Genomic DNA, 22,777 nt, shown 5'->3' with positions numbered 1-22,777 from the left:
GGGTTGCCCCGCGCGGCATGGCGCTTGCGCGGGGCTGAGCGCACCGGAGTGACCTGCCTTGACCGAACCTTGCGATCTCAGCGCCGTTGCTGCGCGCGCCCTCATCGGCGCCAAGAAGCTGTCCGCCCGCGAATTGCTCGACAGCTGCATCCGCCGCATGGATGCGATCGACCCGGCGGTGAACGCGATGGTCGCGCGCGACGACGACAAGGCGCGCCAGGATGCGCTTGCGGCTGACGAGGCGACGGCGCGCGGCGATGCGCTGGGCGCCCTGCACGGCCTGCCGATCGGCATCAAGGACCTCGAGAACACGGCCGGCCTGCGCACCACCTATGGCAGCGCGCTCTATCGCGATTTCGTGCCGAAAGAGGACCAACTCATCGTCTCCTGCGTGCGCAAGGCCGGCGCGATCATCGCCGGCAAGACCAACACGCCGGAATGGGGCGCTGGCGCCAATACCCGCAATGCCGTGTATGGCGCGACCGGCAATCCGTTCGATCCCTCGAAGAGCGCGGCCGGCTCGTCGGGCGGCTCGGGCGTGGTGCTGGCGACCAACATGGTGCCGCTGGCGACCGGCTCCGATACCGGCGGCTCCCTGCGCAACCCGGCCGCCTTCAACGGTATCGTCGGCTTCCGCCCGACGCCCGGACTGGTGCCGAGCGAGAAGCGCCAGCTCGGCTGGTCGCCGCTGCCGGTGCTCGGCCCGATGGCGCGCAACCTGCCGGATCTCTGCCTGCTGCTCTCGACCATGGTCTCCGATGCCGGCTCCGACCCGCTCGCGACGACGATCCATTGCAAGACCGTGCGGCGGCCGGAGGATTTCGCCCGCCCGGATGCCATCGATCTCGCCTCGCTCAAGGTCGCGCTGACGCCTGATTTCGGCTTCGCGCCGACCGAGCGCCTGATCCGTGACACGTTCTTCGACAAGACCAAGGCCTTCAGCCATCTCTTCCACGCCGCCGAGGAGACGACGCCGGATTGCGAGGGCACGGACGAGGTCTTCGAGATACTGCGCGCGAGCAACTTCCTCGCCGCCCATCTCGACAAGGTCCGCGACACGCCGGACATGGTCGGGCCGAATGTGCGCGCCAATGTCGAGGAGGGGCTGGGCTATTCCGCGCTCGACGTCACCCGCGCGATGAAGCAGCAGACGGTGATCTACCAGAACTGGCAGCGTTTTTTCGGGGATTACGACGTCATCCTCTCGCCGGCGGTGACGCTGAGCCCGCGGCCCTGGACCGAGCTGTTCCCGTCCGAGATCGACGGCAAGCCGACCCGGACCTATTTCCACTGGCTGGCGGCCGCCTATGCCGTCACCATCGTCGGCCATCCCGCGATCTCGCTGCCGGTCGGACTCGACCGCAACGGCATGCCCTTCGGCTTGCAGATCGTCGGGCCGCGTGGCGGCGACGCCAAGGTGCTGGCGGTGGCGGCGGCGCTTGAAGCGGCGCTCGCGGGCGATCCGCTGACGGCGCGCCCGGTGCCGGACCTCGCCCGGCTCGCCAAGGCGCGACCGCTCAGCGAGAGCCCGAACTTCATGGGCTTCGCCTGAGCCCGGACGCGCATTCCAAATCAATCATAATGGGGAGAGTCCAGATGAAGCGTCGTGATTTTCTGATGGGGACGGCCGCGCTCGGCCTGGCTGGTCCGGCCCTGCCGCGGCTGGCCGCGGCGCAAGCCAGCACAACGCTGATGAAGTTCGTGCCGCAGGCCAATCTGTCCTCGCTGGACCCGGTCTGGACCACGGCAACCGTCACCAACAACCACGGTTACTACGTCTTCGACATGCTCTACGGGGCGGACGAGAACCTGAAGCCGCAGCCGCAGATGGCAGAGGGGCACGAGGTCTCGGCCGACGGCAAGACCTGGCGCATCAGGCTGCGCGAGGGCCTGAGTTTCCATGACGGTACGCCGGTCAAGGCGGTCGATTGCGCGGCGAGCCTGAAGCGCTGGACGCAGCGAGACCCCTATGGCCAGCTGCTCGGCCGGGCGGTCGAGGAATGGGCTGCGCCGGACGACCGCACGGTGGAGATCAAGCTCAAGCGTCCCTTCCCGATGATGCTGGACTGCCTGGCGAAATCCGACCAGCCGCCGGTCATCATGCCGGAGCGCCTGGCCAAGACCGACGCCAACACGCAGGTGACCGAGATGATCGGCTCGGGCCCCTACAAGTTCGTGGCGTCGGGCTATGTCTCCGGCAGCAAGGTCGTCTACGAGAAGTTCGAGGGCTACAAGCCGCGCGCCGAGCCGCCCAGCCGCAATGCCGGCGGCAAGGTCGCGCATTTCCAGCGGATCGAATGGAACGTCCTGCCCGATCCGGCGACGGCCGCGGCAGCGCTGACGCGTGGCGAGGTCGACTGGTGGGAGCGCCCGCTCACCGACCTGCAGCCGATGCTGGCCAGCAACAAGGACATCAAGCAGGAGGTCATCGACAAGGCCGGGCGCGGCGCGATCATCCGCCTCAACCACCTGCAGGCGCCGTTCAACAATCCGAAGGTGCGCGCGGCGGTGCGCATGGCGGTGAAGCAGGAAGACTATATGCGCGCCGCCCAGGGCGACGACACCACGCTCTGGCAGACCTGCCGCAGCCTGTGGTGGCGCGGCACGCCCTATTACGACGGCGAGCAGGAGGACCTGATGCCGCAGAGCCTGGAGAAGGCGAAGGCGGCCCTCAAAGCATCCGGCTACAATGGCGAGAAGGTCGTCATCATCAACCCGACCGACTTCCCCGATATCGGCCCGCTCGGCGAGGTGACTTTCGAACTGCTCAAGCAGCTCGGCATGAATGTCGAGATGGCGGCGAGCGACTGGGGCACCGTCGTGCAGCGCCGCGGCAGCCGCGAAGCGACAGAGAAGGGCGGCTGGAGCATCTTCCACACCACCGGTTCGGCGACGAGCTGGGGCAACCCGGCTATGTCGACGCTCGTGCGCGGGCAGGGCGACAAGGGCTGGTTCGGCTGGTGGAAGAGCGATGCCGCCGAGGGCCTGGCCGAGGAATGGCTCTACGCTCCCGACGAGGCCGCCCAGCGCAAGAGCGCCAAGGCACTGGCCCGGCTGGCGCTGGAGGAGGTCGCGACCATCCCGCTCGGCCAGTTCGTCAGCCGCACCGCCTATCGCAAGGATATGACCGGGATGCTCGCCGGCTCGGCGCCTTATCCGTGGGGTCTCAAGCGGGGTTGATCACCGGGCGTCATGCTCGGGCTTGACCCGAGCATCTCCTGCCAGAGATTCTCGGGTCTGCGCTACGCTTCGCCCGAGAATGACGGCCCGGCCGCAAGCCGGGCCGTTCGCGTTTGATCAGCGCGTCGCAGCCACGGCCGCCGACCAGGGCGAGGCGGCGTCGCTCGACCCTTCCGCGCCGCTCTTGTCGACGCGGACGAAGTTCGGGCAGGCGAAGTTGATCGGCAGCACGCTGTGCTCGACGATCGCGGTCGGCCCCGCCGCTTCCAGCGCGGCAAGCGTTTCGGCCGGCAGGCGCAGGTCGGCGCTGGCCGAATCCGGGCCGGAGACGTCGATGCGCGGCTGATGCGCGGTCGCCTCCGTGCCCATGCCGAAATCGAGCTGCCAGGCCAACGTCTGGTAGATGCTGGCGAGGATGCGGCGTCCGCCGGAGGAGCCCATCGCCTGGCGCGGCCAGCCGCCATCCCTGGGCGTGACCACGACCGGGCACATGTTGCACAGCGGACGGGCGCCGGGCGCGATCGCATTGGCGCTGCCGGGGCGCGGATCGAACCACATCATGCCGTTGTTCATCAGCACGCCGGTCGAAGGCAGCACGACGCGGCTGCCCATCGAGGAGAGCAGCGTCGTGGTGACGGTGACGAGATTGCCCTCGCCATCGACCACGGTGAGGTGGGTCGTGCATGTATCGCCCGGTTCCTTGGCCGTGATGGCGGCGCCGAGGCCGTCTAGCCTCTCCTTGTAAGCCTCGCGCATCACGCGCGACAGCTGCGCGAACCAGGCGGCCGAGGGGCCGCCGCCGTCGAGCGGTGCATCGGCCATGCCGGCGACGACGCGTTCCAGCGTCGGTGCGGCCGTGAGCCCGCCGGCCGTGTGGATGAGATGGCTGCCGCGCCAGTCGATAGTGGGCGCATCGCGGAGTTCAGCTTTGCAGCCGGCGAGGTCTTGAGCGTCGACCACGCCGCCGGATGCAGCGATATCCGCCACGATTCGGTTCGCGACGTCGCCGCGGTAGAAATCGTCGAGCCCGGCTTTGGCCAGCCGTTCGATCGTATCGCCGAGCTGGCCGAGCTTCATGAAGCCCGGAATGCCCTGATAGGGCGGCACCGGCGGCAGCCCGCCTGGCAGGTATATCCGCGCGCTTTCGGCATAAAGACGCAGGACCGAGGCCGAGGAGGCGACCTTCAGCGTCGTGTACCAGTCGGCCGGGAGGCCTCGCCGGGCAAGCGCAATGGCCGGCGCAAGGATATCGGCCAAGGGCAGCTTCGAGCCGAAGGCTTCCTTGAGCTTGGCATAGCCCGCGACGGAGGAGGGCGTGACGAAGGAAAGGGGGCCATGGATGTTGCGGTCGTCGACCACCTCCGGCCAGGTGAAGAGATCCTTCTTCATCTCGCCGGTCAGGGGATAATCGGCGGGGTCGGCGCGGCGCGGCGCGACGGGCCCGAAATCGACGACCTGCGCGCGAGTCTCGCCGGCCTTCAGCACCACCGCGAAGCCGATGCCGCCGAGCCCACTGTTCCAGGGCTCGACCGCGGCGAGCGCGAAGCAGGCAGCGACTGCAGCGTCGGCGGCATTGCCGCCCTGTTCGAGGATCGCCGTTCCGGCTTCCGCCGCCTCGCGGCTCTGCGAGACGACGATGCCGTGCTTCCCGCGCGCGGCAGGTTTGGTCAGAGCCCAGTTCTGGCTGCGATAGGGAAGGGCGGCAGCGGCCATGCGGAAACCTCTAGGCGTTGGCGAGGCGGCCATACTGCATGCCGTCCGCCACGGCGTCGAATGCGTCGTGGCGGTGCGCGGGCCGCGCCCTGTGCAGGGCGCGGGATCGCTAAAATACGTTCGGGTAGATGTAGCGGACGATCACGCTCTGGATGAAATAGATGATCAGCAGCAGGATGATCGGCGAGATGTCGAGGCCGCCGAGATTGGGCAGGCGTTCGCGAATCGGCCGCAGCACGGGTTCGGTGACGCGATAGAGCGCATCCCAGACGGTGGAGACGAACTGGTTGCGCGTGTTGATGACATTGAAGGCGATCAGCCAGCTCAGCACCGCTGAGGCGATCAGAATCCATACATAGATCTGCAGCGCGAGCAGAACCACGTCGAGAACGGCACGCATCGATCTTCCTTTAGCGCCTGTCCGGAAAGGTGACGCGGAATATCCCTCGCACTTGCCAAAAACAGATGGCGGAAGTGATTGACATCCACGCGACGCACAGCCTAGAAGGCCAGCGCCTTGGGGCTGTAGCTCAGATGGGAGAGCGCTGCAATCGCACTGCAGAGGTCAGGGGTTCGAATCCCCTCAGCTCCACCAAGGCCCGACGCTACCGCGTTGAAATCGTTGCCTTTCTCCCAAGGCGATAGGGGCTTTCCCCAACTCTTTCCCCAACTTATGGCGAATATCGGTTCAGGCTGAAACAGGCTGACACGATAATTTGTCGCACCTAGCCGGCCGCCATGAGATGCCGCGCCAACCTCGCGCCGTCTCGCTTCGCCTGGGCGGCTCCCTCACTGTATGAAGCGCCGGCAGGCAGGTCGAGCGCGGCGCAAGTCTCGTTCGGCATCGTGGCGTCATCCTCCGCCAGCGCAGCGCAGAGCCGATTGAGGGCGACGACCAGCAATCCAGGCGATGAGGCTTCAACCATGTCTTCGCTCGGATCGACCAGAGCCCGGAAGCCTTGGCGCATCGTCTGGCGGTCATCGTTCGCGATAGCGTCTGTGATGTCGCGGGCTTTCATTCGCATCTCTCTGTCCAGCGATAAGAGCCGCTGTATTGCTCGGCCCGTCCGTCCGCGTCAGCAATACCGTTATCGTCCGGCTGGCCTTCGTCGTCGCATTGGGCGCCCTCATCCTCGGACACGGCCTCGCACTCATCAGAGTGCCCGCGCTCATGGCCACTCCAGTTCGTCATGCCGTCCGCATAGCGCCCGCATTCAGAAGCGCCCAGGCTGGGCTCCTCATCGCATTCCCCATCGAGGGAATCAGCCACGGCGATGAGATTGGCCACGATGGCATCTAGCCGGCGCCGCATCCCTCGTCCGGTACTGGAGCTGCCCGCGAGCTTATGCGCGATCAGGTCGAGCATGTCGCGAACGTCCCGCCGCTCGTCCTGCGAAAGGTTGGCCAGCAACCCGTCCAGCTCGCCATGAATGAGCGGGCCAATATCCCGGCTGGCTATCGCTGCGGCGTGCGCCTGAAAGTCGATCATGCTCATGTCATCGTCTCCAGCATCGCCTGGGCATGGCGGAAGACGGCGATCAGGCCCCACTCCGCATCGTCCAGTTCGTTGTCCGGCCCGCTGCGCGAGCGCCTAGCCTCCTCGGTGAGGCGGAGATGGTCGCCATCCCATTCGACCATCAATTTCATGATGGCGAGCAATCCGGCCGGGGTTTGCGGCTGCATCTCGTAGATGGCTCGCAATCGGTCATAGGCGGGACGGGCGGCTACGTCATAAGCCTCGTCATTGGGCGGGTTACATGCCGCCTTGAGCGCTTCGCCATATGGCCGGAAGTCTTCGATTGCCGCGAAGACGGGATCGGGCTGCGTCGTCATCGGCGCGGCTCCAGCGGAATGACGCGGCGCCCTATGACCAGCTCGCCATCGACATAGACGACCGGCAGATGGCCATAGAATGAGAACGTCGGAAGGGAGACGGGCTTGACGCTGTAGGAGCGTGCGGGCTTCCCCTTGCCGCGCCGGCTGTTGATGCGGATCGGGCTCATGCGCTTACGAGCCCCGCCAGCCCGTCGCGCAGCGTATCCACTGCCACGCGTGTTTCTTCGTTGAGGGCGCATCCGGCTTCGCGGCTGATGAGAACTTCGACCAGCGCGAGGCATCCGGCGATAGTGCCGGGCTTGGTTCGATAGCAGCGGCCGGAGGCCTCATCCCATGCCGCTACCAGCGCGTCATGCTCGGGCGTGCCGGGCTCGGGGGCGTTGGCGTTTACGCGGTCCCACGCTTCAAAGTAGTCGCGGGCGCAGGCTAGGGCGGGGTCGTCTGATGTCGTGGGCTGCTTGCCCAGCGCCAGCAGGTCGCGAAGCAGGGAGAACACAATCCGTTCGTCAGGCGAAAGGTTGCCCGTCAGCGGATCGTTGCGGCGGGTCGCTGCGACGGCCTTTGCCGCCAGCCCTGCCAATGTGGTGGCGCGGGTGCGGGCCAGGAAGTCGACGGCCTCCGCCTCCAGTTCGGAGTTCAACGCGGCTTTGCCGTCATCGCCCCTCGCCCGTTCGGCGTGTTCGTTGGCGAGGCGGCAGACCCAACCCGAGGCCATGACGAGCATGTCATCGCGAGGCGCGGCGGGCGGGAGAACAGGTTTTTCGGGCATAGCTAGGGCACTCCTCTAGAAAGGGAGGGGTTGCGGGTTCAGCGGCGGGTGGTCAGGAACTCGCGTTCAGCGGCGGCTGCCTGGGCGCTCAGGGCCGCGATATCGGCAAGGTCGTCAGAAACGAGCGCGGCGTGCCGCAAAGCGATAAGGGCCTGCCATATCGTATCGTGGTGACCTTCGGGGCGGCGCGCTTGGGCGGCCTCGCGAATGTCATGGAGCGCGCAAACAAGAATGCCGCCCAAATCCTCAAGCATGGAACAGGCTGGGTTGAGGCGTTCGGGATGCGAGACGTGGCTGAGCGAGACAAGCTCGCATGCCGCATCAAGCGTTCTCGAAAGCTCAAGCAGGTCTTTCATAGAAAGCTTCGCAAGCCGGACGGCATTGAAGATAGAGGATGCGACCTCGGCGGCTTCGAATTTGGGCAAGCCTTCGGCGGCTGCCTGAGCGGTGGCGCTCGACATTGGATCTTCTCCGATGATTTGAAAGGGTGGCGGGCTCAGGCCGGCTTGGTCGCGCCGAAGACGCCTTCTGAAAGACGCTCAGCCAGTTCGCGGGTGACGTAGGAAACCGCTTCGATGCGGGCCAGCACCGTTTTCTGATCGGCAGTCATGCCGTCTCGTGTCAGACCCGAGATTTCTTCGCATGCGATGTCGAGCAGTTGGACGATATTGCTCGCATCGGTATCGGCGCAGTCTCGGCTATAGCCATTCGGTTCTGCGGTCATGGCTCCCTCTCAGGCGGCTATGCCTCGCGCGCGACGCGCGCGGAGCTTGGACAGGTTGCGAAAGCAGAGGCGCTTGCGGGCGGGGCAGCCCATGGCGTTGGCGGCGGCTAGGGCGCGGCAAAGTTCGATGACAGACAGGTCCAGCCATCCGTTCGGGGCAGGAAGGCGGCGCTCGTCATCGAGCGCGAAGCGCAGGAAGTCGAGCGAGAGGCCGATGGAGCGGTTGAAGTCGGAAAGGGGGCTCATCGCTCATTCCTTTCCGGCGTCGATCAGTTCAAGAGCCTGTTCCGCCGCGTCCATGTCCTCGGTTTCGAAGAGGGTCGCTTCATCCTGCAAAAGCAGGTGCAGACGTTGGCGGCGCTCGTCGTCGGATTTCGGAGCCGAGAGCCTGACATGGCGGGCAATCTGATCCCCGAGAACGCCCATACTGCGGGCATATTTGAAAAGCGCTTCGCCCGCCGGGGTGTGGTCGTCGCCAGCCATGAACCACGGTTGAAAGGCCAACCCGTCGATGACGGCAGTGGCGACGCGCAGCGCATTGAAGAGATGGCGCAGGTCTTCATGGGGCACTGCCGCAAGATGGCTGTGCTCATCCGAGAAAGCGGGGGAGAGGGTATCCGCCATGGCTCAGGCTCCGATGCGGTGGCGATTAATGCGGCGGAACTTGCCGCGTTTGGCTTTCGGCGCGCGACGCGCGAGGCGCGCGGCCTCGGTCTGCTCGTCGGCGTAGTCGATGCACAGTTCGCAGATGGCGCGCTTGGGGTGCGCAATCGGGATGACGCGGCCGGTCTGGTCGGGGTGCTCCCGGCTGCCGCAGAACCCGCACCGGGTGTCCGCGAGGCGCGTCCGAATGCGGAGCGAGGCCGGCGGCAAAAGCTCGTGATGCTCGGCCATGTCAGTACCCCGCCCAGGCGCGCAATTCGCGAAAGTCGGTGAAGGTCAGGAACTCATCGGGCAGCGGGTGGCCATTGAGCGAGGCGCGCTCAACGACCGTCACGGCACCGCTGGCGCTGGCAGAGACGAACCAGTCATGACGAGCGGCCCATGCGACTTGATCGCGGTTCATGTCTCAACCTCCGATGCTGGCAAGGGCGCCGCGAAGCGCGTCGATGCGGGCGGGCTGGAAATGCTGGCGGTAATGCTCGCGCTCGATCTCGAAGCGGATGGCCTCGGGGTCGTTGTGGAATTGAGCGGCAAGGGCGGCAGCTTCGCGAGCGCGCTGGGCGAGGGCAGCGCGGGCCTCAACCTCGCGGATGGCGGCTTCGCTCAGCATGGCGGCTTCGCGCTTCGCCTCGGCCCAAGCCTTCGTCAGCGACTGCGACAAGGTGCGGTTGATCTCGGAAGCAGGTTCGCGGCGTGCCCGGCCGAGCTGGAGGGCGAAGCGGCCAATCTCGTAGGCCCGGCGCATGATGGCGCCCTTGTTGAAAACCGGGCGGCTGTTGCTGAGGGTCGCGAGTTTCATTAACCTTCGCCTCAAATTGTCTGCATTCCGTAAGCAGTGATGCGTGTCGCCTGCTTCGTTATGTGCTAGACATAATGGATGATGGTTAATGCGTCAAGCGTGAAACGTAAGGGATTATGTTTTAGACATGAAAACGGCTGGAATGGTGAAGGCGGGCCGCGAGCTGGCGGGCTGGTCTCAGGCGGAATTGGCGAGCCGATCCGGGCTTTCGCTGCCGACAATTCAGAGGATGGAGAATCCGCAGTTCGGGCCGCTTCGCAGCTCGGGCGCGAATCTCGAAAAGCTGAGGGAGGCTTTCGCCTCGGGCGGGGTTTCGTTCGTGTCCTCGGACGGGAAGGATTGCGTCTGCATCGATCGGCCCGCGTCGTAAGTGTGCCCGACCGCCTAGAAATGGCCGAAACAGGCTGCAACCTAAATCTTTGATTTAATTGCGTTTTTGTGCCGTTTTGCTATCCTGTTGCTCGTGCGAAGACAGTGCTTCGCTGGAGATCGAGACGGATGCGGGACAGCGGCGGGATCTATTCGCTACCGGAAGGCTACCGGGCAGTAACGGGCGAGCCCATTGAGCCGTCGCAGCACAATGCGCCGCTTGAAGATATTGCCGAGGCACTGACAAACTCGCTGCCGCGCAATGGTGCGGCGGCGATGACGGATCAACTCCGACTGGTGGATGGGTCGGAAAGCCGACCGGCTCTCGGGTTCAACTCTCTGACCGGCTTAGGCCTATTCAAGACACCCAATGGCCTCGCCATCGCTGTCGGCGGGATGAAGGTTGCGGAGTTCACGTCAGGCGATTTCGTCGCGACCGCGCTCGGGGCGCCGGTCTTCCTGATGGACGAAGACCTGCCGCCCAACTGCATCTGGGCTGGTGGCCAGAACATCAGCCGCTCGACCTATTCGCGGCTGTTCGCCAAGTGGGGGACGAAGCACGGAGCGGGCGACGGCTCGACGACCTTCGGCGTTCCCGACTGGCGCGGATGCGCGGTCATGGGCAGCGACAAAAACGGCGGGCCGGACGCCAACCAGCTCGCGAGCGTCCCGGTGGTATCTGGCGACCGCTTCACGCCCGGAAGCGTGCTAGGCGCAAACCGGCACACGCTGACGCTTGCTGAGATGGCTAGCCATACACACAACGTCATCGGCTCGGGCACAGTCTACGACCTCTATCCGATCGGCGGGGTCATCACGTTCTCGGACGTGCCGGGGTGGCAGAACATGCCCATCAACGTGATGACGACCTACACCAGCACGCCGAACAGTTTCACGATTTCTGGCACGGCCCAGGCGAACGGCGGCGGTGGAGCGCACAACAATGTTGCGCGCTCGCTCGTCTGCAACGTCGCCATCTACGCGGGAGCCTAGCGCATGTTCGTCATTCCGCAGTCTCAGCTTGACCTGATCGGCTTCGATCTCGCCGCGGCGGTCGAGGACTTCACCGCGAAGCTGGAGGCGCATGCGCAGACCGAAGGCGAGTTCGCGCCTCGGGCTCATCCCCTCGTGGAGCAGGTCGTTCGCGAAGGTGGCCTCAGGATCGAAGACGATCGGGCTCAGACTGAAGCGCTCCGCGTCGCAAATCTCCGGGCGTCGAAAAGCGATGCCATTGCCGCTCAGCTCCGCGACCAGATGAACGCGATTGCGTCGCCCGCACGTCGTCAGCTCGCGCAAATGGACTTAGCCGAGATTTCGGCCAAGCCCACGCTTCGCGAAGGGGGCGACGCGGTTCCAGGCATCGCCTATCGCACAGGCGAGGAGCAGGCCCAGGCAAATGCGGCCGAGGCCATGTTTCGCCGGATCAACGAGATGCATCGCCACGCGCTGCGGCTGCATATCGAGATGGAAGAACTCCCCAACGACCAGCTTGAAAGCTGGGAGCCGCACGGCTGGCCGGCGGCATAACAGGAGGCTAACCCATGTATCCCGAGTTTGTAGCTCTAAAGGCGGAGAAAGGTTTCTCCAGCGCTCTCGCGGCGGCTGCCGAGCGGCAGCGCATCACTGCAAGCGAGTTCATGCGGCAGACACTGCGCAAGGCCATCGAGGCGAACGGCGTCGATCTCCCGCCTTTCCCTAAACTCCGCATCGGGCAGAAGACGCGATGACGGAAGCGCTCCACGGTTTCGACCTGGCGCGAGACGCCGCACTGTTCGCTGACGGCGCGGCCGAAGACGCGCAGGTCAAAGCCAATCGGCGCATCTTCCTCCAGGCGTGGCCGGACAATGCCGACCTCGCCAGAATGTTTGCCCAGGACAGCGCAGGCCCTATCGGCGTCATCGAGCGCAACCTGATTATCTTCACGCAGGACCAATCGAGAACTGGAGCGGTCGCGCTCCACAACGTGACACCCACGATGGAGGCGGAACTAATCGCTTCGTCCACGCCGGGCATCTGGCATCGCAGCACGCTGCGCTATCTCGCCCTGTGGATCTTCATGGAAAATCCCATCCGCCGGCTCGTGTGCCGTATCCCGGCCAACCAGCCCAAGCTTCAGGATTATGCCCGGCGTCTCGGCTTCACGCTCGAAGGCCGATCCAAGCGCTATTTCACCGACGACATCGACGCGACCGTGTGGGTGATGTTCGCCAACACCTGCCCCTGGCTGAAAGGATAGGGCCATGGCTGATTTCAATTGGGGCAATGCGGGCGAAAAGCTCTCGTCCGCCGATTATAAGCGCCGCATGGCATACGCCATGATGAAAGAGGGTAGCAGCACCGCGCCCATTCAGCATTGGGCGCAAGGCGTCGATCGTGTGGCCAAGGCACTCTTGGGTGCCTGGGAGATGCGCGGCCTTGATGAAGCGGAACGGGCTAACAAGGCTGCTCAAACTGCGGATGACGCGGTGATGGGCGGCGCTGGTTTTGGCCTTGGGCTCTCCGCCAATCCGTCGCCTAGCGCAACCGCCAGTGCACAGCCGAGCGCCACGAATGGCGAGACTGGCAGCGCTCTTCCGGCCTCCCTCAATTCCACCGAAAGCGGCGGAAACTGGCAGGCGCAGAACGATGCGGTAGGTGCAGGTGGAGCCGTTGGCCATTTCGGCCGGGCTCAGTTCGGACAGGCTCGATTGCAGGAAGCCGCGAACGCAGGCGCCATCCCACAGGGGACGACGCCGCAGATGTTCATGAAGTCGCCCGAGATGCAGAAGGCCGCGGAAAACTGGCACTTCGCGGACATCGACCAGAACATCCGCGCCAACGGCTTTGACAAGATGGTTGGGCAGTCGATCAACGGTGTTCCTATCACGATGGGCGGCATGCGCGCGGTGGCGCACCTGGGCGGCAACCGCGGCCTCCAGAAGTTCATTCAGACGGGCGGCCGATACAATCCGAGCGATGCCAATGGCACGTCGCTGATGAACTACTTCACCACGCATGGCGGCAACATGCGGACGGCCCAGGCGGATATGCCAGCGCCGGGCGCCATGCCTGTCGAGGCGAATGCAGGCGGCGAGGGATTCTTCATCCCGCCGGGCGGCGAAGACCCGAATAGCTTGCGGGCACAGGCCCGCGACCTTCAGATGTCTGATTGGGCAGGAGCCAAGCGGCTCATGGACCGAGCTGCGGCGCTGGAAACCTCGCCACCTTCTAGCGTCCCTTTCGCCGCCAATGAAGCGGAGGTGCAACGACTAGAGGCGCAGATGCAGCCAAAGGTTGATGCGCAACTTACCGCGCAGAACCCCTCTGATATTCCAACAGGGGCAGAGGCGGCTCAGCCACTTGCCCCGGTCTTCCAGACGGAGGGCGTCAGCCAGCCTTGGATGAATTCAGCCTTGCCGTCCGCGACCCCTCGCGAGGCAATTGCCCGCGCCATGGCGATTTCGCAAGCACAACCTCCAGCGCGTCCTACCGATCTTGCGATGCCGCAGGCCGATATGCCGGCACCGGGAGCGGTCCAGGCAATGGGGCAGGTGCAGCCGGGGCCGGCGGCCAACCCTCTCGCCAACACCGCAGACCCGACCAAGGATAACGCGGGCATACTGTCCGGCCTCGTTGCCAGCGAGGAGGCTCGCAAGGGCCTGCCGAGCGGTGCTGGCATCATGTCGCCCAGCGAGGGGATGAAGGCCGTAGCCACGGCCCTGATGCAAAACCGCGCTAACCAGCCTGATTCCTCAGCGACAGCCAGCTCACCCTTCCGGCGCATCGCGGAGGCCCTCATGCCCGCTTCGCCATCAGCGCCCGCTCAGACGGGTGGGCAGCCAGTCGCGCCGCAAGCCGCATGGAGTTCCCAGCCGCAGGGCGCACCTACGCCGCAGGCGCAGGCTGCACCACTCGCCAATGGTCCAGTCCCGGTGCCCCAGCCCGAGGCCCCCGGCACGCCGCAGCGGCAAGCCCAGCTCGGGGCAGCGATGCGAACGCTCAACAACCCGAATGCAACGGGGGGCTCTAAGCTCATCGCCCAGCAGATCGTCCAGCAGGCATTCCGAGGCCGTGAACTAGAGACGGTTACGCGGCCCGATGGCTCGGTCTGGCATGTCCCGAAGAGCGGCCAGGGTGCTCCGGTGCAGGTGTTCGGGCCGCAGTCCAAGCCCGAAGGTCCGACCGGCGATATGCGGGAGTACGAGCTATACCGCCAGCAGGAGCGGGCATCCGGTCGTGAGCCTGGGGACTTCACCTCTTGGTCTCGCGGCAACAAGGCGGCCAGCAAGACCGAAGTGAATATCGACATGAAGGGCGCCGGCAAATTCGCGGAAAAGGCGAACGAGTATCAGGCTAAGCGCTACTTCGACATGGCGACCTCGGCCGATGAGGCGGTGGTGCTTCGCAGCGATATCGAGACGCTTTCCGGGCTTTTGAATGGCATCCAGACAGGCCGCGGCACTGAGGCCCGGCTTGGCCTCGCCCAGATGGCCAAGGGTGTTGGGCTCGATGGAATCGCGGACAAGCTGACCGGCGGCAAGATGGACGAGATGGAGGCGGCGCTGTCCATCATGGACAAGCTCACTCCTCGCATGCGTGTCCCCGGTTCCGGCGCGACTTCCGACATGGAGATGCGCACCTTCCGCAACGCCCTCCCGAGCTTGCTCAAGCAGCCCGGCGGCAATGCCATCGTCACAGACACCTACCGCGGGATGCTCGACTATCAGGCGCAGGCCGGCGACCTAGCCCGGCAGGCTCTTCGCGGCGAGATCAGCCAGGCGGAAGCGGACAAGGGCATCAAGGAGCTGCCCAGCCCATTCCAGCGCTTCAAGGACTATCAGAAGGCGCAGAAGGAAGGTGCAGGTGGTGCAGGTGGCGCAGGTGCGACAGCGGCGCAGCCGAGCCCGACTCAAGCGGGACAGATGGCCCGACCGTCTAGCAAGGCCGAGTTTGACGCGCTGCCGTCCGGCTCGCGCTTTATCGACCCGAACGGCCAGCCGAGGATCAAGCCATGAGCGAAAAATGGTGGGAAGCCGCCCCTCTAGCTTCGCCCGCGCCTGAGCAGGCAGGCGGTGGAGACTGGTGGAGCGCTGCGCCGCTTGCTGACGGGCCAGCCATGGAGGCCCCGCCGCAGGCGGTCGCCCAAGCGCCCGTCGCCATGGTTCCCGAGTTCGATGCGATGGGCAATCCGACCGGGGGCATGGTTGCCGCCCCTGCGCCCGTCACGATGGGCTATGGCGAGCAGATGGGAAAGATTGGCAGCATTGTGGACAAAGGCGTCCGAATGGCAGCCAACGGCCTCACGCTTGGCATGGCCGATCGGTTCGCGGGTGGCATGGACGCTCTCACCGGGCAGGCTCCCAGCTACAGCGCAGGCGTCGATGCACAGCACGCGCGCACCCAAGCCGTGCGAGAGGAGGCGCCAATCCTTGCTGGCATCGCGGAAGCGGCGGGCGGCCTCGCTGGTGGCGTCGGCCTTATCAAGAATGGCGTCACGCTCGCGGGCCGGGCGGCCAGCGCCGGAATGCTTCCTCGTATTGGCCTGTTCGGATTTGAAGGTGGCCTCTACGGGGGAGCGACGGGAGCGGGCAATACCTACAGCGGCAATGCGCAGGACTATGCCGACAATGCTTGGTCAGGCGCCAAGACCGGCGCCCTCATCGGCGGGGCGCTCCCTGTCGTCGGCTCAGCATCTGCGGGCGCTTACAAGGTTGCCCGCGCGCTGACGGGCAACAATGTCGAAGGCGTCAATCGTGCTGGCTCTGCGGCACTCAGGGCCGCGGCGCAAGCTGACGAAGCCGGCCTCCGCAATCTCCCGAACCTCGGCCCGGAAGCGATGCTTCCCGATGCCGGCCCGTCGATGCTCGGGCTCGCTCAGGGAGCAGCGACGGGCAACGGCGCCGGCAAGTCCGAACTCGTGAATGCTCTGCGAGCCCGAGATGCTGGAACGGGCGACAGGCTTAGCCGGGTTGTGGATGGCTCTCTTGGTCCCGCGCCAATCCCCTCTCAGGTGGATGCAGGCATTCGGGGCAACCAGAGGGCATTGAGCCCGGTCTATAACGAGTCTTTCCGCGAGGCCCGCGCAGTCGATACGCGACCCATCGCGGAGCACATCGAGGCACTGATTCCTGATAGCCGCGGCCCTGTCCGCGCAGCTCTGGAGCAAGTCCGATCGGATCTCAACATTCCGGGCAACGCGGCTCATCTGGAAGTAAACCCCCGCGCTTTGCTGAGCGTCCGCCAGTCTATCGATGACGCGCTGGAGAACGCGCCGGGCAACGTGCAGAAGGCGCTTGGCGATATCCGACGCCGCATCGATGCCGAGCTGACTGCGAAGGTTCCTGGGATCAAGGCGGCTGATGCTCAGTATGCGGAGCTTGCCCGGCAACGGGAAGCGCTGGAGATGGGGCAGACCATCTTCGACACAGGGCGCGGGACCGTCATTCGCCCGACTGAGCTTGCCGAGGCGCTGAGGGGCGGAAGCCTGCCCGAAGGCCAGATGGTCGGTCCTTCGGCTTCGCCCGTCATGGTGCGCCAGGGCGCGCGAGCCGAACTGGATCGAGTTGTCGGGACCAACATCAACGACCTGAATGCGCTTGAGCGCACGCTGGCCACGCCTCGGGACTGGAACAACCAGAAGGCGCGCATCGTATGGGGCGATGAGGCGGTCGACACTGTTACGGACGCGCTCTCAACCAACCGCACCTTCCGCAACACCATGCAGAAGGTCGTGGAAGGCTCGCGCACCGCTCCGACATCAGCGGCGGCCAAGTCGCTAGAGGCTGGCGACGGCCCGCGCGTTGACATGACGGTTACCGGCTTGGCGACATCGGGGCTCAGGGCGGTGGCAAAGGCGCTAATGGGCGCGGGGTCGCAGACGACGAAAGATCAGGTCGCGAAGCTCATGGCCAATCCGAATTACGCGCGGATCGCGGAAGCCCTGATTGAGGGAGCCCAGCGAACCAACCAGGGCGCTGCGGCTATCAGTCGAGCAATCGGCCAGCCTGCGTATCTCGGCGCTTCTTCGCCTGCCAGCGGTCGTAAATGAAGCCGTAAGCGAGGAGCAGGGCAAAGCCGAGAAAGAACGCGGTGTTCGAGTTCTCGAAAAGCCCGATCCACAGATGGACTAGCCACGCAGTGACTAAGCCAAGCACCGTAACGGCGACGAATTGAAGGAAAGGGCTCATGCAGGCGGAAGATGCGGGACACACAACCGAACGTCAACGGCCCGCGCCAATCGCCTGGGATTATCTTGAACGGCGGCCGGATGGCGTCTCGGTGCGGATCGACCGTATCAAGTTCGCGGCACATGAAGCAGGTCACGCGGTCGTCGGGTTCTATGTCGGCCATCGCATTCCGCCGCATCTCCATGTCTTCATCGAGCAAGGGAGCGGCACCGCGCAGCTACGCGACGGCTCCAATCAAGCTCGCCTTGTCGCGACACTTGCAGGGCGGGCCGGTGAGGCTGTGCTGTTGCCAGATCTAGTGCCGACATCGTGGAGTGACGAGCAGCTTCAGACCGTGGCCGAAGCAAGCATCCGCGGATGGCGGCACTTCATCGAGACGGGCAAAGAGCTTGCCGTAGAAAGCGACGATGAAATCGCGATGGGCCTCATCGTGGCAGCTAATCGAGGCATCAATCCCGATGCTGCGATTGCGCTCTTTCGACAGGCCGAGGCCGAGGCTATCCGCATCGCGAGCATTCCGGCCGTTCTCAACGCCATCGAATCAGTCATGCTCGCGCTGCTCCATCATGAGCGCCTGACGGGCGCAGAGGTGGATAAGCTCATCGTGATGGCCGGGCACGGGTGTGCTGTCCAATGACCCCAGTTTAAATAACTGCGGGAAACCGCCCATCGAACTTTCTGCATGCCCTAAAACAAAGGGCAGGAAAGGTCGCGGGGCTAAGGGGGTTAAAGCCCGATTGCCTAGCTCCTCCAACGCGTTTCGCCCGCATGACCTTCCTAAAGTAGGCGCGAATAGGTGGCCGATGCCCTTTCGCGGACCAGTACGCGCAGGTGCGCGCGCGAGCGAGTCGAGGGCAATAAAATAGAGGGCGAAAATAGGCGCGGCTGATGGGCCAGCTTTGAAAACAATCAAGCTTATTCAAAGCCGGGAGGAATTTTCCAAGGCAGTCATCGCACGGGAGTTTTGCGAGGCAGCCACCGTGCACGCTGAAAAACAATCAACGGCTTTCAAAGCGCCGGCCCATTGCAAATAGCAGCCGCTTTCAATGACCAGTCAGCTCCGCAGGCTCTTGCCGCGCTTGGGCTTTTCGCCGTCTGGCCACCTTGTCCACACGGTCAGGGCCGCTCTTGAAATGCAATCAAGATTTCAAGCCGGCGCCGTCCGCCAGCAAAATAGTGGGATCTACTGGAGATGCGGCCCAAATGGGCGCCGCCGGTCGACCTCATTAGAAAGCCGCCAGCGGGCGCAGCGTGCGATTGGCTATGTGGGTGGCGGACAGGTCAACGAAGCCGGCCAGCGGCCACGCCTGAGTCACGGCGCTGCTATCCGATATTGCAGCATGGGTTCATTCTGTCTCTGCATCTGCGGCTTGCGTGAGAACAGCGTTCAGGAGCGGTCGCACTTCGTCCATGCGCTCGGTCCATTCCGTCTCATCCAGCTTCGTCATTGCGCGCACCAGCATGTGCGCTGCCTCAAAGGGCGTGATGGTGATTTCCCGCGGGAGGTGGGGCGTCGGATGCTTGAGCCAATCCCTCTCGCCATTCAGGGCTGCGTTTGCTTCCTTCAAGCCGAAAGCAATGGCCCGTTCGTCGCGCATGGCAAAGGTGTGAAGGTCGTTACCCTTGCGGTCGGTATAGATCCCCTCAGCTGCGCCGGCCAAGGTGATGCAGATGTCAAAGTCGCCGGCCAGAAAGGCGGCAATGGCCGCCTCAGTCTGGCGGATGGCGGCCCGCGACTTGGTGAGGGTCAATCGCGCTTTGGGTGGTGGCGGCAATGTCATGGTGAAGCCTAGGCCAGATCGCCCGCCTTGCGAAGCACCGCCCGGCACGCCTCGATCCGTTCTCCCAAGCTGGCGATGCCAGCCCCGCCAGGGACGACGCTGCTCGTCAGCATGCTATCCCAGAAGTCACCATCCTTCGCCCGATGGCCGGCGTCGCGCGCACCCTGCCTCCAGCCGTGCCAGTACGAGCGGGACCGATTGTCGCCGCGGGGCAATCCGTCAGCACCATCGCGATAGCCTTCGGCTTGCTCGGCATCGTCCAGCCGCGCCAAGTCCATGAGCGAGATAACCGGCTCGCGGTTCGGATCGTTGAAGTCGGGTTCGTTCGCTTTGCTCATCAGCTCAGCCTCCTCTTTTGCAGCACGTTGAAACCCCGCAGCACTTGCAGCACCCGCACCCCCTATAAAGGGGGGTGCGGTGCTGCACTTTTTGCAGCACTTGCAGCACCTTGCAGCGCCGCACCTTCAAAGGTGCTGCAATCATGATGTCGCCTCGGGTCCGGGGATGATGAACTCGCGAAGTTCGCGGTTCCGATCGGGGCGCCGTTCCTTGGCCAAAGCCCCGTTGTCGAGCCAGATTTTCAGCACGCGCTTAGCCTGCTCCTTGCCGCTCTTGCTATCGGCATCGAGGCCCAACACCTCGGCAATGGCCTTGCCGATCCAGTTGGCCGCCTGACTGTCAGCCCGATAGGTCGGATTGGCCTTGACCATGCCGATGACGCGCTCGCAGTCCGCAGCCGTCACGCTGTCCAGAACACCCGGCATTTCCCAGGCAGTGGCAACGCCAACGTTGTCTTCCGGCTCCAGCCCGCGCCCGTTCCCGAGCCCCACGCTGGCCATGCGATACCAGCTCGCGCTTTCCATCGGCGGGGCCATGTTCGCCTTGCCATCGTCCACGCGGAAGTGAAGGCGGCGCTTATCGGGCTCGACGCCAGCCCGGTCGGCTTCCTCTTTCGACATGCCGTTGAGAACGCGAGCGCTGCGAACCGCGCCGATCAGCGAGGAGCCGCCGCGGGCGTCTTCGATCGTGTAGCCCTCGGAGCCGGCAGAGGACTTGCGGACGTGATGCACCAGCTCAATCGCGCAGTTGCACCGCTCGGCAATGCCGGCCCAGGTTTTGGCCACCCGATCAATCGCCCCGTTGTCGTTCTCTGGGACGCCATGGGAGGCCACGAAGGGGTCAATGATGAGCAGGTCTATCCGGTTGTCCCGAATGGCTTGCTCGACGCCCTCCACGGTGGGGATGGCAACAGTCACCTTGCCGCCTGCCGCCATCTCGACCAGCCGGATAGGAAGGTCGCGCCCGCTGTCCACGAACAGGCCGGCGATATCCTCGCGGGTCAGGCCATAGTGAAGGCAGGCAGCGGCAATGCGCCGATCCATCTCATCGCGTGGATCTTCTCCGTTCCAGAGCCAGACGCGCAGCGGCTCCCGAACCTTGACGCCCAGCAAGTCCCGCGCCGCTACCATCGCCAGAGCTTCGACGATGGACAGCGAGGACTTGCCGAGGCCGCCCGGCGCAACGGTCGTGCTGACGAAGCGGCGGACGTAGTGCCGGCCGTAAAGCCATTTGCGCGTCGGGATGGTGCTGGGGTCCATAAGGACAAAGGGCGTGGCCCTAATGCCCGCAGCAGGGGCATTCGGAGGCGAAACCAAATCTGGATTGGCCTCTCCAAACTCGCGAACGTCCAGCACGTCGGCATGGTCGCTCTCGCGCTTCTGCCAGGCGTCGTTCGCATCCTTCCCCATGCCGGCCTTGGGCAGGGCGATGAAGACTTCCCGCTCCGCCTCGCGCCACGCGCTGCCAACCTGCCGGATGGCTTTGGCGCTGGCGCCGCCGTCGTGCTCGCCCAGGATAGTCAAGCTATCGATGCCATGCAGGACCGGCAGCTTGGCGATGCCGCCCGCTGTTCCCATCGCCCAGGTAGGGGCGTAACCCATCGCAAGCCCCGACAAGGCGCTTTCGATGCCCTCGCCAACCGCAAGCGCTCCGCGCTCCGCGTCAAGCTCGCCCAGCATGATAGCGGCGCCATCGGCCGGCCCGAGCATCTTCCGGTCGATCTTGCGACCATCCTCCGTCAGCGCCGTGCGATGGATGGCAACAACGGCGCCGGTCTCAATCGAGCGCATCGCCGCCACCATGCAGGGGAGGCGAGTGCCTTGCCCGAATGAGCAAGACGGGTGAAAGCGGATCGTGGACATCGCGACGCCATCGGGAAGCTCCAGCCCGCGCGAGGCCAGATAGGCTTCCACAATGGTCCCGCGAGGGTCGATCGCCTCTGCCCAAAGTTTCAGGGCGAAAGCCTGCCGGTTGTCGACGGGCTGGGATTCCGGCCGGTTGCCATTGGCGTGACCGTTCGACTTGCTGGCGCGAGCCTGCATGCGGTCGATGGCTCGCGCAGCTCCGTCACCCTCGCTGCGCCCAGGCTCCCAGACGATGCCAAGCTTCTGCTCGACATATGCCTTGCAGGCCATGGCATCATCGCCGGCATGGCTATGGACGATGAGGTTGCCGCTCTCGCCAATCTTCACGGCCATGCTGCGGTCGTGCGGGCGATGGCCAGGACCGGGCGCCATGACCTGCCCGCTGGTCACCACGCCGCCCAGCACCTTTGCGATATGATTTAGGGACATCATTCGCTGTCCCTCCCCGCGACGGTGGTGAAGGCCAGGACTTGCCCGGCCTCCCCCTCTTTGAAACGCGCATTGAGACGCGTGGCCAGGTCACGACCGGCGATGACGGCGCTCATGCGGGACGGGAACGGGCCATCAATGCCGGAGCTATCGCCCGTTCCGCTTTCGTGGATGACGAACCATCCGCGCGCGTCGTCCGTCAGGTAGATTTCACCCTTCATGCTGCGCGCCCTCTGTCACAAGGCCCTGCTCGGTCGCAATGGTCAGCGCCTGATTAAGCGCTTTCGCGAGAGCCGGGAGATGGCGCACGCCGATAGCGAGCCCGGACTTGCCGGGCCGCATGTTGCCGTCATCGCCCTTGAACCAAAGGCGGGCGCTGACGACGGAGTGGCCATTGAACTCATCGAGCGCGACGAGAACATTCTCGCGCTCGTTCTTGGGCCATTCCGCCACGATGATGAGGGACGCGCTCATTCGGCGCCCCCATTGTTCGCGGTCAAATGGTCTCGCCAGACGAACCCGACCAGCCAAGGGCCGGGAACCACTTCCATCTCCGCCGAATAGTGGATCTCCGACTTGGCGCGGTCGAAGCCGCTGGAGAGCAGGGCGCCGGAAAAGATCAGGCACGAAGTGGCGTCCCTGATGTCCTCTCCAGCTTCCTCCTCGGCCAGCCCGGTGGCAGCCAGAGCATGACGGAACACTTCATTGTAACTGACGGGCGCGCGCGTCTCCGCGACATGCTGGAGAATGCCGGTGAGGATGCGGGCGCGCAGCTCGGGCAGGGCCTTGCTCATGCGGCTGCTCCCGTCGTAGCGCCGCGATCCACGGCGACAATCTCAACCGGGGTCGTCAGCTTGTAGCGGGCATGCGTACCAATGCCATGGCTCTCAGAGCCGGTTTCGATGCCGACGCCCATCTGGCGCAGATCGAAGACATAGGCGCCCAGGCGGTAAGCAGGCCCGCCGGGAAAATCGATGCCCGAGACGCCAGCGGAGCCACGCTCAACAAGGGTCAAGAGCGTCAGAGCCTCGCGGCCATTGCAGCGGATGGTGGTCGTGCCGGCGACGCGGGCGACAACCTTGGGGAAAGCTCGCTTTGCCATTTAGTTGCGGCCCTCCTCAGGCCCGATCGAGGCGAGGCGGAG

31 protein-coding genes and 1 tRNA gene are annotated in these 22,777 nt (G+C 64.8%); 11 read left to right on the top strand and 21 right to left on the bottom strand.

The features are described from left to right. Positions 1-58: 58 nt before the first annotated feature. Together AC3WMA_RS13545 and AC3WMA_RS13540 are read left to right on the top strand one after the other, a co-directional pair. The gene (locus AC3WMA_RS13545; RefSeq protein WP_492285871.1) at positions 59-1,552 is read left to right on the top strand and encodes an amidase; all 1,494 of its coding nucleotides are present in this window, start codon (positions 59-61) and stop codon (positions 1,550-1,552) included. 44 nt (positions 1,553-1,596) lie between these two features. Next, positions 1,597-3,180, top strand: coding sequence for an ABC transporter substrate-binding protein (locus AC3WMA_RS13540; protein ID WP_492285870.1), 1,584 nt, complete (start codon positions 1,597-1,599; stop codon positions 3,178-3,180). Positions 3,181-3,297: 117 nt separating this feature from the next. Here AC3WMA_RS13540 and AC3WMA_RS13535 read toward each other — a convergent pair whose 3' ends face one another. Together AC3WMA_RS13535 and AC3WMA_RS13530 are read right to left on the bottom strand one after the other, a co-directional pair. Further along, positions 3,298-4,893 carry a gamma-glutamyltransferase gene (locus tag AC3WMA_RS13535; protein WP_492285869.1) on the bottom strand — a complete coding sequence of 532 codons (1,596 nt, stop codon included), beginning with the start codon at positions 4,891-4,893 and terminating at the stop codon, positions 3,298-3,300. Between the two features lie 109 nt (positions 4,894-5,002). Then, positions 5,003-5,293, bottom strand: a complete 291-nt coding sequence (locus AC3WMA_RS13530; protein ID WP_257733630.1) for a YggT family protein — start codon at positions 5,291-5,293, stop codon at positions 5,003-5,005. Positions 5,294-5,412: 119 nt separating this feature from the next. Between AC3WMA_RS13530 and AC3WMA_RS13525 the strand changes: the two genes are divergently transcribed. Continuing rightward, a tRNA-Ala gene (locus AC3WMA_RS13525) sits at positions 5,413-5,488 on the top strand. Positions 5,489-5,618: 130 nt separating this feature from the next. Here AC3WMA_RS13525 and AC3WMA_RS13520 read toward each other — a convergent pair. The 12 genes from AC3WMA_RS13520 to AC3WMA_RS13465 are packed head-to-tail and all read right to left on the bottom strand — an operon-like array spanning position 5,619 to position 9,684. After that, positions 5,619-5,912 carry a hypothetical protein gene (locus tag AC3WMA_RS13520; protein WP_492285868.1) on the bottom strand — a complete coding sequence of 98 codons (294 nt, stop codon included), beginning with the start codon at positions 5,910-5,912 and terminating at the stop codon, positions 5,619-5,621. Continuing rightward, the gene (locus tag AC3WMA_RS13515) at positions 5,909-6,388 is read right to left on the bottom strand and encodes a hypothetical protein (RefSeq protein ID WP_492285867.1); all 480 of its coding nucleotides are present in this window, start codon (positions 6,386-6,388) and stop codon (positions 5,909-5,911) included. The genes AC3WMA_RS13520 and AC3WMA_RS13515 overlap by 4 nt, the downstream gene beginning before the upstream one ends. Beyond that, the gene (locus tag AC3WMA_RS13510; protein ID WP_492285866.1) at positions 6,385-6,726 is read right to left on the bottom strand and encodes a hypothetical protein; all 342 of its coding nucleotides are present in this window, start codon (positions 6,724-6,726) and stop codon (positions 6,385-6,387) included. Before AC3WMA_RS13510 ends, AC3WMA_RS13515 begins: the two co-directional genes overlap by 4 nt. Beyond that, positions 6,723-6,896, bottom strand: coding sequence for a hypothetical protein (locus AC3WMA_RS13505; protein ID WP_492285865.1), 174 nt, complete (start codon positions 6,894-6,896; stop codon positions 6,723-6,725). The genes AC3WMA_RS13510 and AC3WMA_RS13505 overlap by 4 nt, the downstream gene beginning before the upstream one ends. Continuing rightward, a complete protein-coding gene (locus AC3WMA_RS13500) occupies positions 6,893-7,498 on the bottom strand; it encodes a hypothetical protein (protein ID WP_492285864.1) in 606 nt (201 codons plus the stop codon). Before AC3WMA_RS13500 ends, AC3WMA_RS13505 begins: the two co-directional genes overlap by 4 nt. 38 nt (positions 7,499-7,536) lie before the next feature. Then, positions 7,537-7,959 carry a hypothetical protein gene (locus AC3WMA_RS13495; protein ID WP_492285863.1) on the bottom strand — a complete coding sequence of 141 codons (423 nt, stop codon included), beginning with the start codon at positions 7,957-7,959 and terminating at the stop codon, positions 7,537-7,539. Between the two features lie 35 nt (positions 7,960-7,994). Then, positions 7,995-8,222, bottom strand: a complete 228-nt coding sequence (locus tag AC3WMA_RS13490; RefSeq protein ID WP_492285862.1) for a hypothetical protein — start codon at positions 8,220-8,222, stop codon at positions 7,995-7,997. Positions 8,223-8,231: 9 nt separating this feature from the next. Beyond that, positions 8,232-8,468, bottom strand: a complete 237-nt coding sequence (locus AC3WMA_RS13485; RefSeq protein WP_492285861.1) for a hypothetical protein — start codon at positions 8,466-8,468, stop codon at positions 8,232-8,234. 3 nt (positions 8,469-8,471) lie between these two features. Beyond that, the gene (locus AC3WMA_RS13480) at positions 8,472-8,846 is read right to left on the bottom strand and encodes a hypothetical protein (RefSeq protein ID WP_492285860.1); all 375 of its coding nucleotides are present in this window, start codon (positions 8,844-8,846) and stop codon (positions 8,472-8,474) included. A 3-nt stretch (positions 8,847-8,849) separates the two neighbouring features. Beyond that, positions 8,850-9,116, bottom strand: coding sequence for a hypothetical protein (locus AC3WMA_RS13475; RefSeq protein ID WP_492285859.1), 267 nt, complete (start codon positions 9,114-9,116; stop codon positions 8,850-8,852). A 1-nt stretch (position 9,117) separates the two neighbouring features. Further along, positions 9,118-9,288 (bottom strand): hypothetical protein, encoded by a 171-nt coding sequence (locus tag AC3WMA_RS13470; RefSeq protein ID WP_492285858.1) that lies wholly within the window; start codon positions 9,286-9,288, stop codon positions 9,118-9,120. A gap of 3 nt (positions 9,289-9,291) precedes the next feature. Further along, positions 9,292-9,684 carry a hypothetical protein gene (locus tag AC3WMA_RS13465; protein ID WP_492285857.1) on the bottom strand — a complete coding sequence of 131 codons (393 nt, stop codon included), beginning with the start codon at positions 9,682-9,684 and terminating at the stop codon, positions 9,292-9,294. 127 nt (positions 9,685-9,811) lie between these two features. Between AC3WMA_RS13465 and AC3WMA_RS13460 the strand changes: the two genes are divergently transcribed. The 8 genes from AC3WMA_RS13460 to AC3WMA_RS13425 all read left to right on the top strand — a co-directional run bounded on the left by AC3WMA_RS13460 (position 9,812) and on the right by AC3WMA_RS13425 (position 17,856). Then, positions 9,812-10,054, top strand: a complete 243-nt coding sequence (locus AC3WMA_RS13460) for a helix-turn-helix domain-containing protein (protein ID WP_492285856.1) — start codon at positions 9,812-9,814, stop codon at positions 10,052-10,054. Positions 10,055-10,182: 128 nt separating this feature from the next. Next, positions 10,183-11,046, top strand: coding sequence for a phage tail protein (locus AC3WMA_RS13455; protein WP_492285855.1), 864 nt, complete (start codon positions 10,183-10,185; stop codon positions 11,044-11,046). A 3-nt stretch (positions 11,047-11,049) separates the two neighbouring features. Then, a complete protein-coding gene (locus AC3WMA_RS13450) occupies positions 11,050-11,580 on the top strand; it encodes a hypothetical protein (protein WP_492285854.1) in 531 nt (176 codons plus the stop codon). Positions 11,581-11,594: 14 nt separating this feature from the next. Beyond that, on the top strand, positions 11,595-11,780 hold the full coding sequence (locus AC3WMA_RS13445; RefSeq protein ID WP_492285853.1) for a hypothetical protein: 186 nt from the start codon (positions 11,595-11,597) through the stop codon (positions 11,778-11,780). After that, positions 11,777-12,289, top strand: a complete 513-nt coding sequence (locus AC3WMA_RS13440; protein WP_492285852.1) for a hypothetical protein — start codon at positions 11,777-11,779, stop codon at positions 12,287-12,289. The genes AC3WMA_RS13445 and AC3WMA_RS13440 overlap by 4 nt, the downstream gene beginning before the upstream one ends. 4 nt (positions 12,290-12,293) lie before the next feature. Next, positions 12,294-15,047, top strand: a complete 2,754-nt coding sequence (locus AC3WMA_RS13435) for a hypothetical protein (protein ID WP_492285851.1) — start codon at positions 12,294-12,296, stop codon at positions 15,045-15,047. After that, the gene (locus tag AC3WMA_RS13430; protein WP_492285850.1) at positions 15,044-17,080 is read left to right on the top strand and encodes a hypothetical protein; all 2,037 of its coding nucleotides are present in this window, start codon (positions 15,044-15,046) and stop codon (positions 17,078-17,080) included. The genes AC3WMA_RS13435 and AC3WMA_RS13430 overlap by 4 nt, the downstream gene beginning before the upstream one ends. A 137-nt stretch (positions 17,081-17,217) precedes the next feature. Continuing rightward, entirely contained in the window at positions 17,218-17,856 is a 639-nt protein-coding gene (locus AC3WMA_RS13425) for a hypothetical protein (RefSeq protein ID WP_492285849.1), read from the top strand. Positions 17,857-18,565: 709 nt separating this feature from the next. On the opposite strand, the gene AC3WMA_RS13420 is transcribed toward AC3WMA_RS13425, so the two are convergent. The 7 genes from AC3WMA_RS13420 to AC3WMA_RS13390 all read right to left on the bottom strand — a co-directional run bounded on the left by AC3WMA_RS13420 (position 18,566) and on the right by AC3WMA_RS13390 (position 22,735). Further along, positions 18,566-18,970, bottom strand: coding sequence for a hypothetical protein (locus tag AC3WMA_RS13420; protein WP_492285848.1), 405 nt, complete (start codon positions 18,968-18,970; stop codon positions 18,566-18,568). Between the two features lie 38 nt (positions 18,971-19,008). Next, complete coding sequence (locus AC3WMA_RS13415) at positions 19,009-19,338, bottom strand: hypothetical protein (protein WP_492285847.1); 330 nt, start codon at positions 19,336-19,338, stop codon at positions 19,009-19,011. Between the two features lie 141 nt (positions 19,339-19,479). Continuing rightward, positions 19,480-21,636, bottom strand: a complete 2,157-nt coding sequence (locus AC3WMA_RS13410; protein WP_492285846.1) for an AAA family ATPase — start codon at positions 21,634-21,636, stop codon at positions 19,480-19,482. Beyond that, on the bottom strand, positions 21,633-21,854 hold the full coding sequence (locus AC3WMA_RS13405; protein WP_492285845.1) for a hypothetical protein: 222 nt from the start codon (positions 21,852-21,854) through the stop codon (positions 21,633-21,635). Before AC3WMA_RS13405 ends, AC3WMA_RS13410 begins: the two co-directional genes overlap by 4 nt. Continuing rightward, positions 21,844-22,107, bottom strand: a complete 264-nt coding sequence (locus AC3WMA_RS13400) for a PC4/YdbC family ssDNA-binding protein (protein WP_492285844.1) — start codon at positions 22,105-22,107, stop codon at positions 21,844-21,846. The genes AC3WMA_RS13405 and AC3WMA_RS13400 overlap by 11 nt, the downstream gene beginning before the upstream one ends. Beyond that, positions 22,104-22,427 carry a hypothetical protein gene (locus AC3WMA_RS13395; protein WP_492285843.1) on the bottom strand — a complete coding sequence of 108 codons (324 nt, stop codon included), beginning with the start codon at positions 22,425-22,427 and terminating at the stop codon, positions 22,104-22,106. Before AC3WMA_RS13395 ends, AC3WMA_RS13400 begins: the two co-directional genes overlap by 4 nt. Beyond that, entirely contained in the window at positions 22,424-22,735 is a 312-nt protein-coding gene (locus AC3WMA_RS13390; protein WP_492285842.1) for a winged helix domain-containing protein, read from the bottom strand. The genes AC3WMA_RS13395 and AC3WMA_RS13390 overlap by 4 nt, the downstream gene beginning before the upstream one ends. Positions 22,736-22,777 lie beyond the last annotated feature (42 nt).

The organism is Allobosea sp. FW305-C-101, from assembly GCF_058783685.1.
Note: the sequence above shows the minus strand (reverse complement) of the source record. Positions and strands in the feature narration are given on the sequence as shown.

What these genes read in the sequence shown, in the direction of transcription:
- AC3WMA_RS13540 (WP_492285870.1), top strand. Translation starts at nt 1,597, where the DNA reads ATGAAGCGTCGTGATTTTCTGATGGGGACGGCCGCGCTCGGCCTGGCT.
- AC3WMA_RS13535 (WP_492285869.1), bottom strand. Translation starts at nt 4,893, where the DNA reads ATGGCCGCTGCCGCCCTTCCCTATCGCAGCCAGAACTGGGCTCTGACC.
- AC3WMA_RS13530 (WP_257733630.1), bottom strand. Translation starts at nt 5,293, where the DNA reads ATGCGTGCCGTTCTCGACGTGGTTCTGCTCGCGCTGCAGATCTATGTA.
- AC3WMA_RS13520 (WP_492285868.1), bottom strand. Translation starts at nt 5,912, where the DNA reads ATGAAAGCCCGCGACATCACAGACGCTATCGCGAACGATGACCGCCAG.
- AC3WMA_RS13515 (WP_492285867.1), bottom strand. Translation starts at nt 6,388, where the DNA reads ATGAGCATGATCGACTTTCAGGCGCACGCCGCAGCGATAGCCAGCCGG.
- AC3WMA_RS13510 (WP_492285866.1), bottom strand. Translation starts at nt 6,726, where the DNA reads ATGACGACGCAGCCCGATCCCGTCTTCGCGGCAATCGAAGACTTCCGG.
- AC3WMA_RS13505 (WP_492285865.1), bottom strand. Translation starts at nt 6,896, where the DNA reads ATGAGCCCGATCCGCATCAACAGCCGGCGCGGCAAGGGGAAGCCCGCA.
- AC3WMA_RS13500 (WP_492285864.1), bottom strand. Translation starts at nt 7,498, where the DNA reads ATGCCCGAAAAACCTGTTCTCCCGCCCGCCGCGCCTCGCGATGACATG.
- AC3WMA_RS13495 (WP_492285863.1), bottom strand. Translation starts at nt 7,959, where the DNA reads ATGTCGAGCGCCACCGCTCAGGCAGCCGCCGAAGGCTTGCCCAAATTC.
- AC3WMA_RS13490 (WP_492285862.1), bottom strand. Translation starts at nt 8,222, where the DNA reads ATGACCGCAGAACCGAATGGCTATAGCCGAGACTGCGCCGATACCGAT.
- AC3WMA_RS13485 (WP_492285861.1), bottom strand. Translation starts at nt 8,468, where the DNA reads ATGAGCCCCCTTTCCGACTTCAACCGCTCCATCGGCCTCTCGCTCGAC.
- AC3WMA_RS13480 (WP_492285860.1), bottom strand. Translation starts at nt 8,846, where the DNA reads ATGGCGGATACCCTCTCCCCCGCTTTCTCGGATGAGCACAGCCATCTT.
- AC3WMA_RS13475 (WP_492285859.1), bottom strand. Translation starts at nt 9,116, where the DNA reads ATGGCCGAGCATCACGAGCTTTTGCCGCCGGCCTCGCTCCGCATTCGG.
- AC3WMA_RS13470 (WP_492285858.1), bottom strand. Translation starts at nt 9,288, where the DNA reads ATGAACCGCGATCAAGTCGCATGGGCCGCTCGTCATGACTGGTTCGTC.
- AC3WMA_RS13465 (WP_492285857.1), bottom strand. Translation starts at nt 9,684, where the DNA reads ATGAAACTCGCGACCCTCAGCAACAGCCGCCCGGTTTTCAACAAGGGC.
- AC3WMA_RS13460 (WP_492285856.1), top strand. Translation starts at nt 9,812, where the DNA reads ATGAAAACGGCTGGAATGGTGAAGGCGGGCCGCGAGCTGGCGGGCTGG.
- AC3WMA_RS13455 (WP_492285855.1), top strand. Translation starts at nt 10,183, where the DNA reads ATGCGGGACAGCGGCGGGATCTATTCGCTACCGGAAGGCTACCGGGCA.
- AC3WMA_RS13450 (WP_492285854.1), top strand. Translation starts at nt 11,050, where the DNA reads ATGTTCGTCATTCCGCAGTCTCAGCTTGACCTGATCGGCTTCGATCTC.
- AC3WMA_RS13445 (WP_492285853.1), top strand. Translation starts at nt 11,595, where the DNA reads ATGTATCCCGAGTTTGTAGCTCTAAAGGCGGAGAAAGGTTTCTCCAGC.
- AC3WMA_RS13440 (WP_492285852.1), top strand. Translation starts at nt 11,777, where the DNA reads ATGACGGAAGCGCTCCACGGTTTCGACCTGGCGCGAGACGCCGCACTG.
- AC3WMA_RS13435 (WP_492285851.1), top strand. Translation starts at nt 12,294, where the DNA reads ATGGCTGATTTCAATTGGGGCAATGCGGGCGAAAAGCTCTCGTCCGCC.
- AC3WMA_RS13430 (WP_492285850.1), top strand. Translation starts at nt 15,044, where the DNA reads ATGAGCGAAAAATGGTGGGAAGCCGCCCCTCTAGCTTCGCCCGCGCCT.
- AC3WMA_RS13425 (WP_492285849.1), top strand. Translation starts at nt 17,218, where the DNA reads ATGCAGGCGGAAGATGCGGGACACACAACCGAACGTCAACGGCCCGCG.
- AC3WMA_RS13415 (WP_492285847.1), bottom strand. Translation starts at nt 19,338, where the DNA reads ATGAGCAAAGCGAACGAACCCGACTTCAACGATCCGAACCGCGAGCCG.
- AC3WMA_RS13410 (WP_492285846.1), bottom strand. Translation starts at nt 21,636, where the DNA reads ATGATGTCCCTAAATCATATCGCAAAGGTGCTGGGCGGCGTGGTGACC.
- AC3WMA_RS13405 (WP_492285845.1), bottom strand. Translation starts at nt 21,854, where the DNA reads ATGAAGGGTGAAATCTACCTGACGGACGACGCGCGCGGATGGTTCGTC.
- AC3WMA_RS13400 (WP_492285844.1), bottom strand. Translation starts at nt 22,107, where the DNA reads ATGAGCGCGTCCCTCATCATCGTGGCGGAATGGCCCAAGAACGAGCGC.
- AC3WMA_RS13395 (WP_492285843.1), bottom strand. Translation starts at nt 22,427, where the DNA reads ATGAGCAAGGCCCTGCCCGAGCTGCGCGCCCGCATCCTCACCGGCATT.
- AC3WMA_RS13390 (WP_492285842.1), bottom strand. Translation starts at nt 22,735, where the DNA reads ATGGCAAAGCGAGCTTTCCCCAAGGTTGTCGCCCGCGTCGCCGGCACG.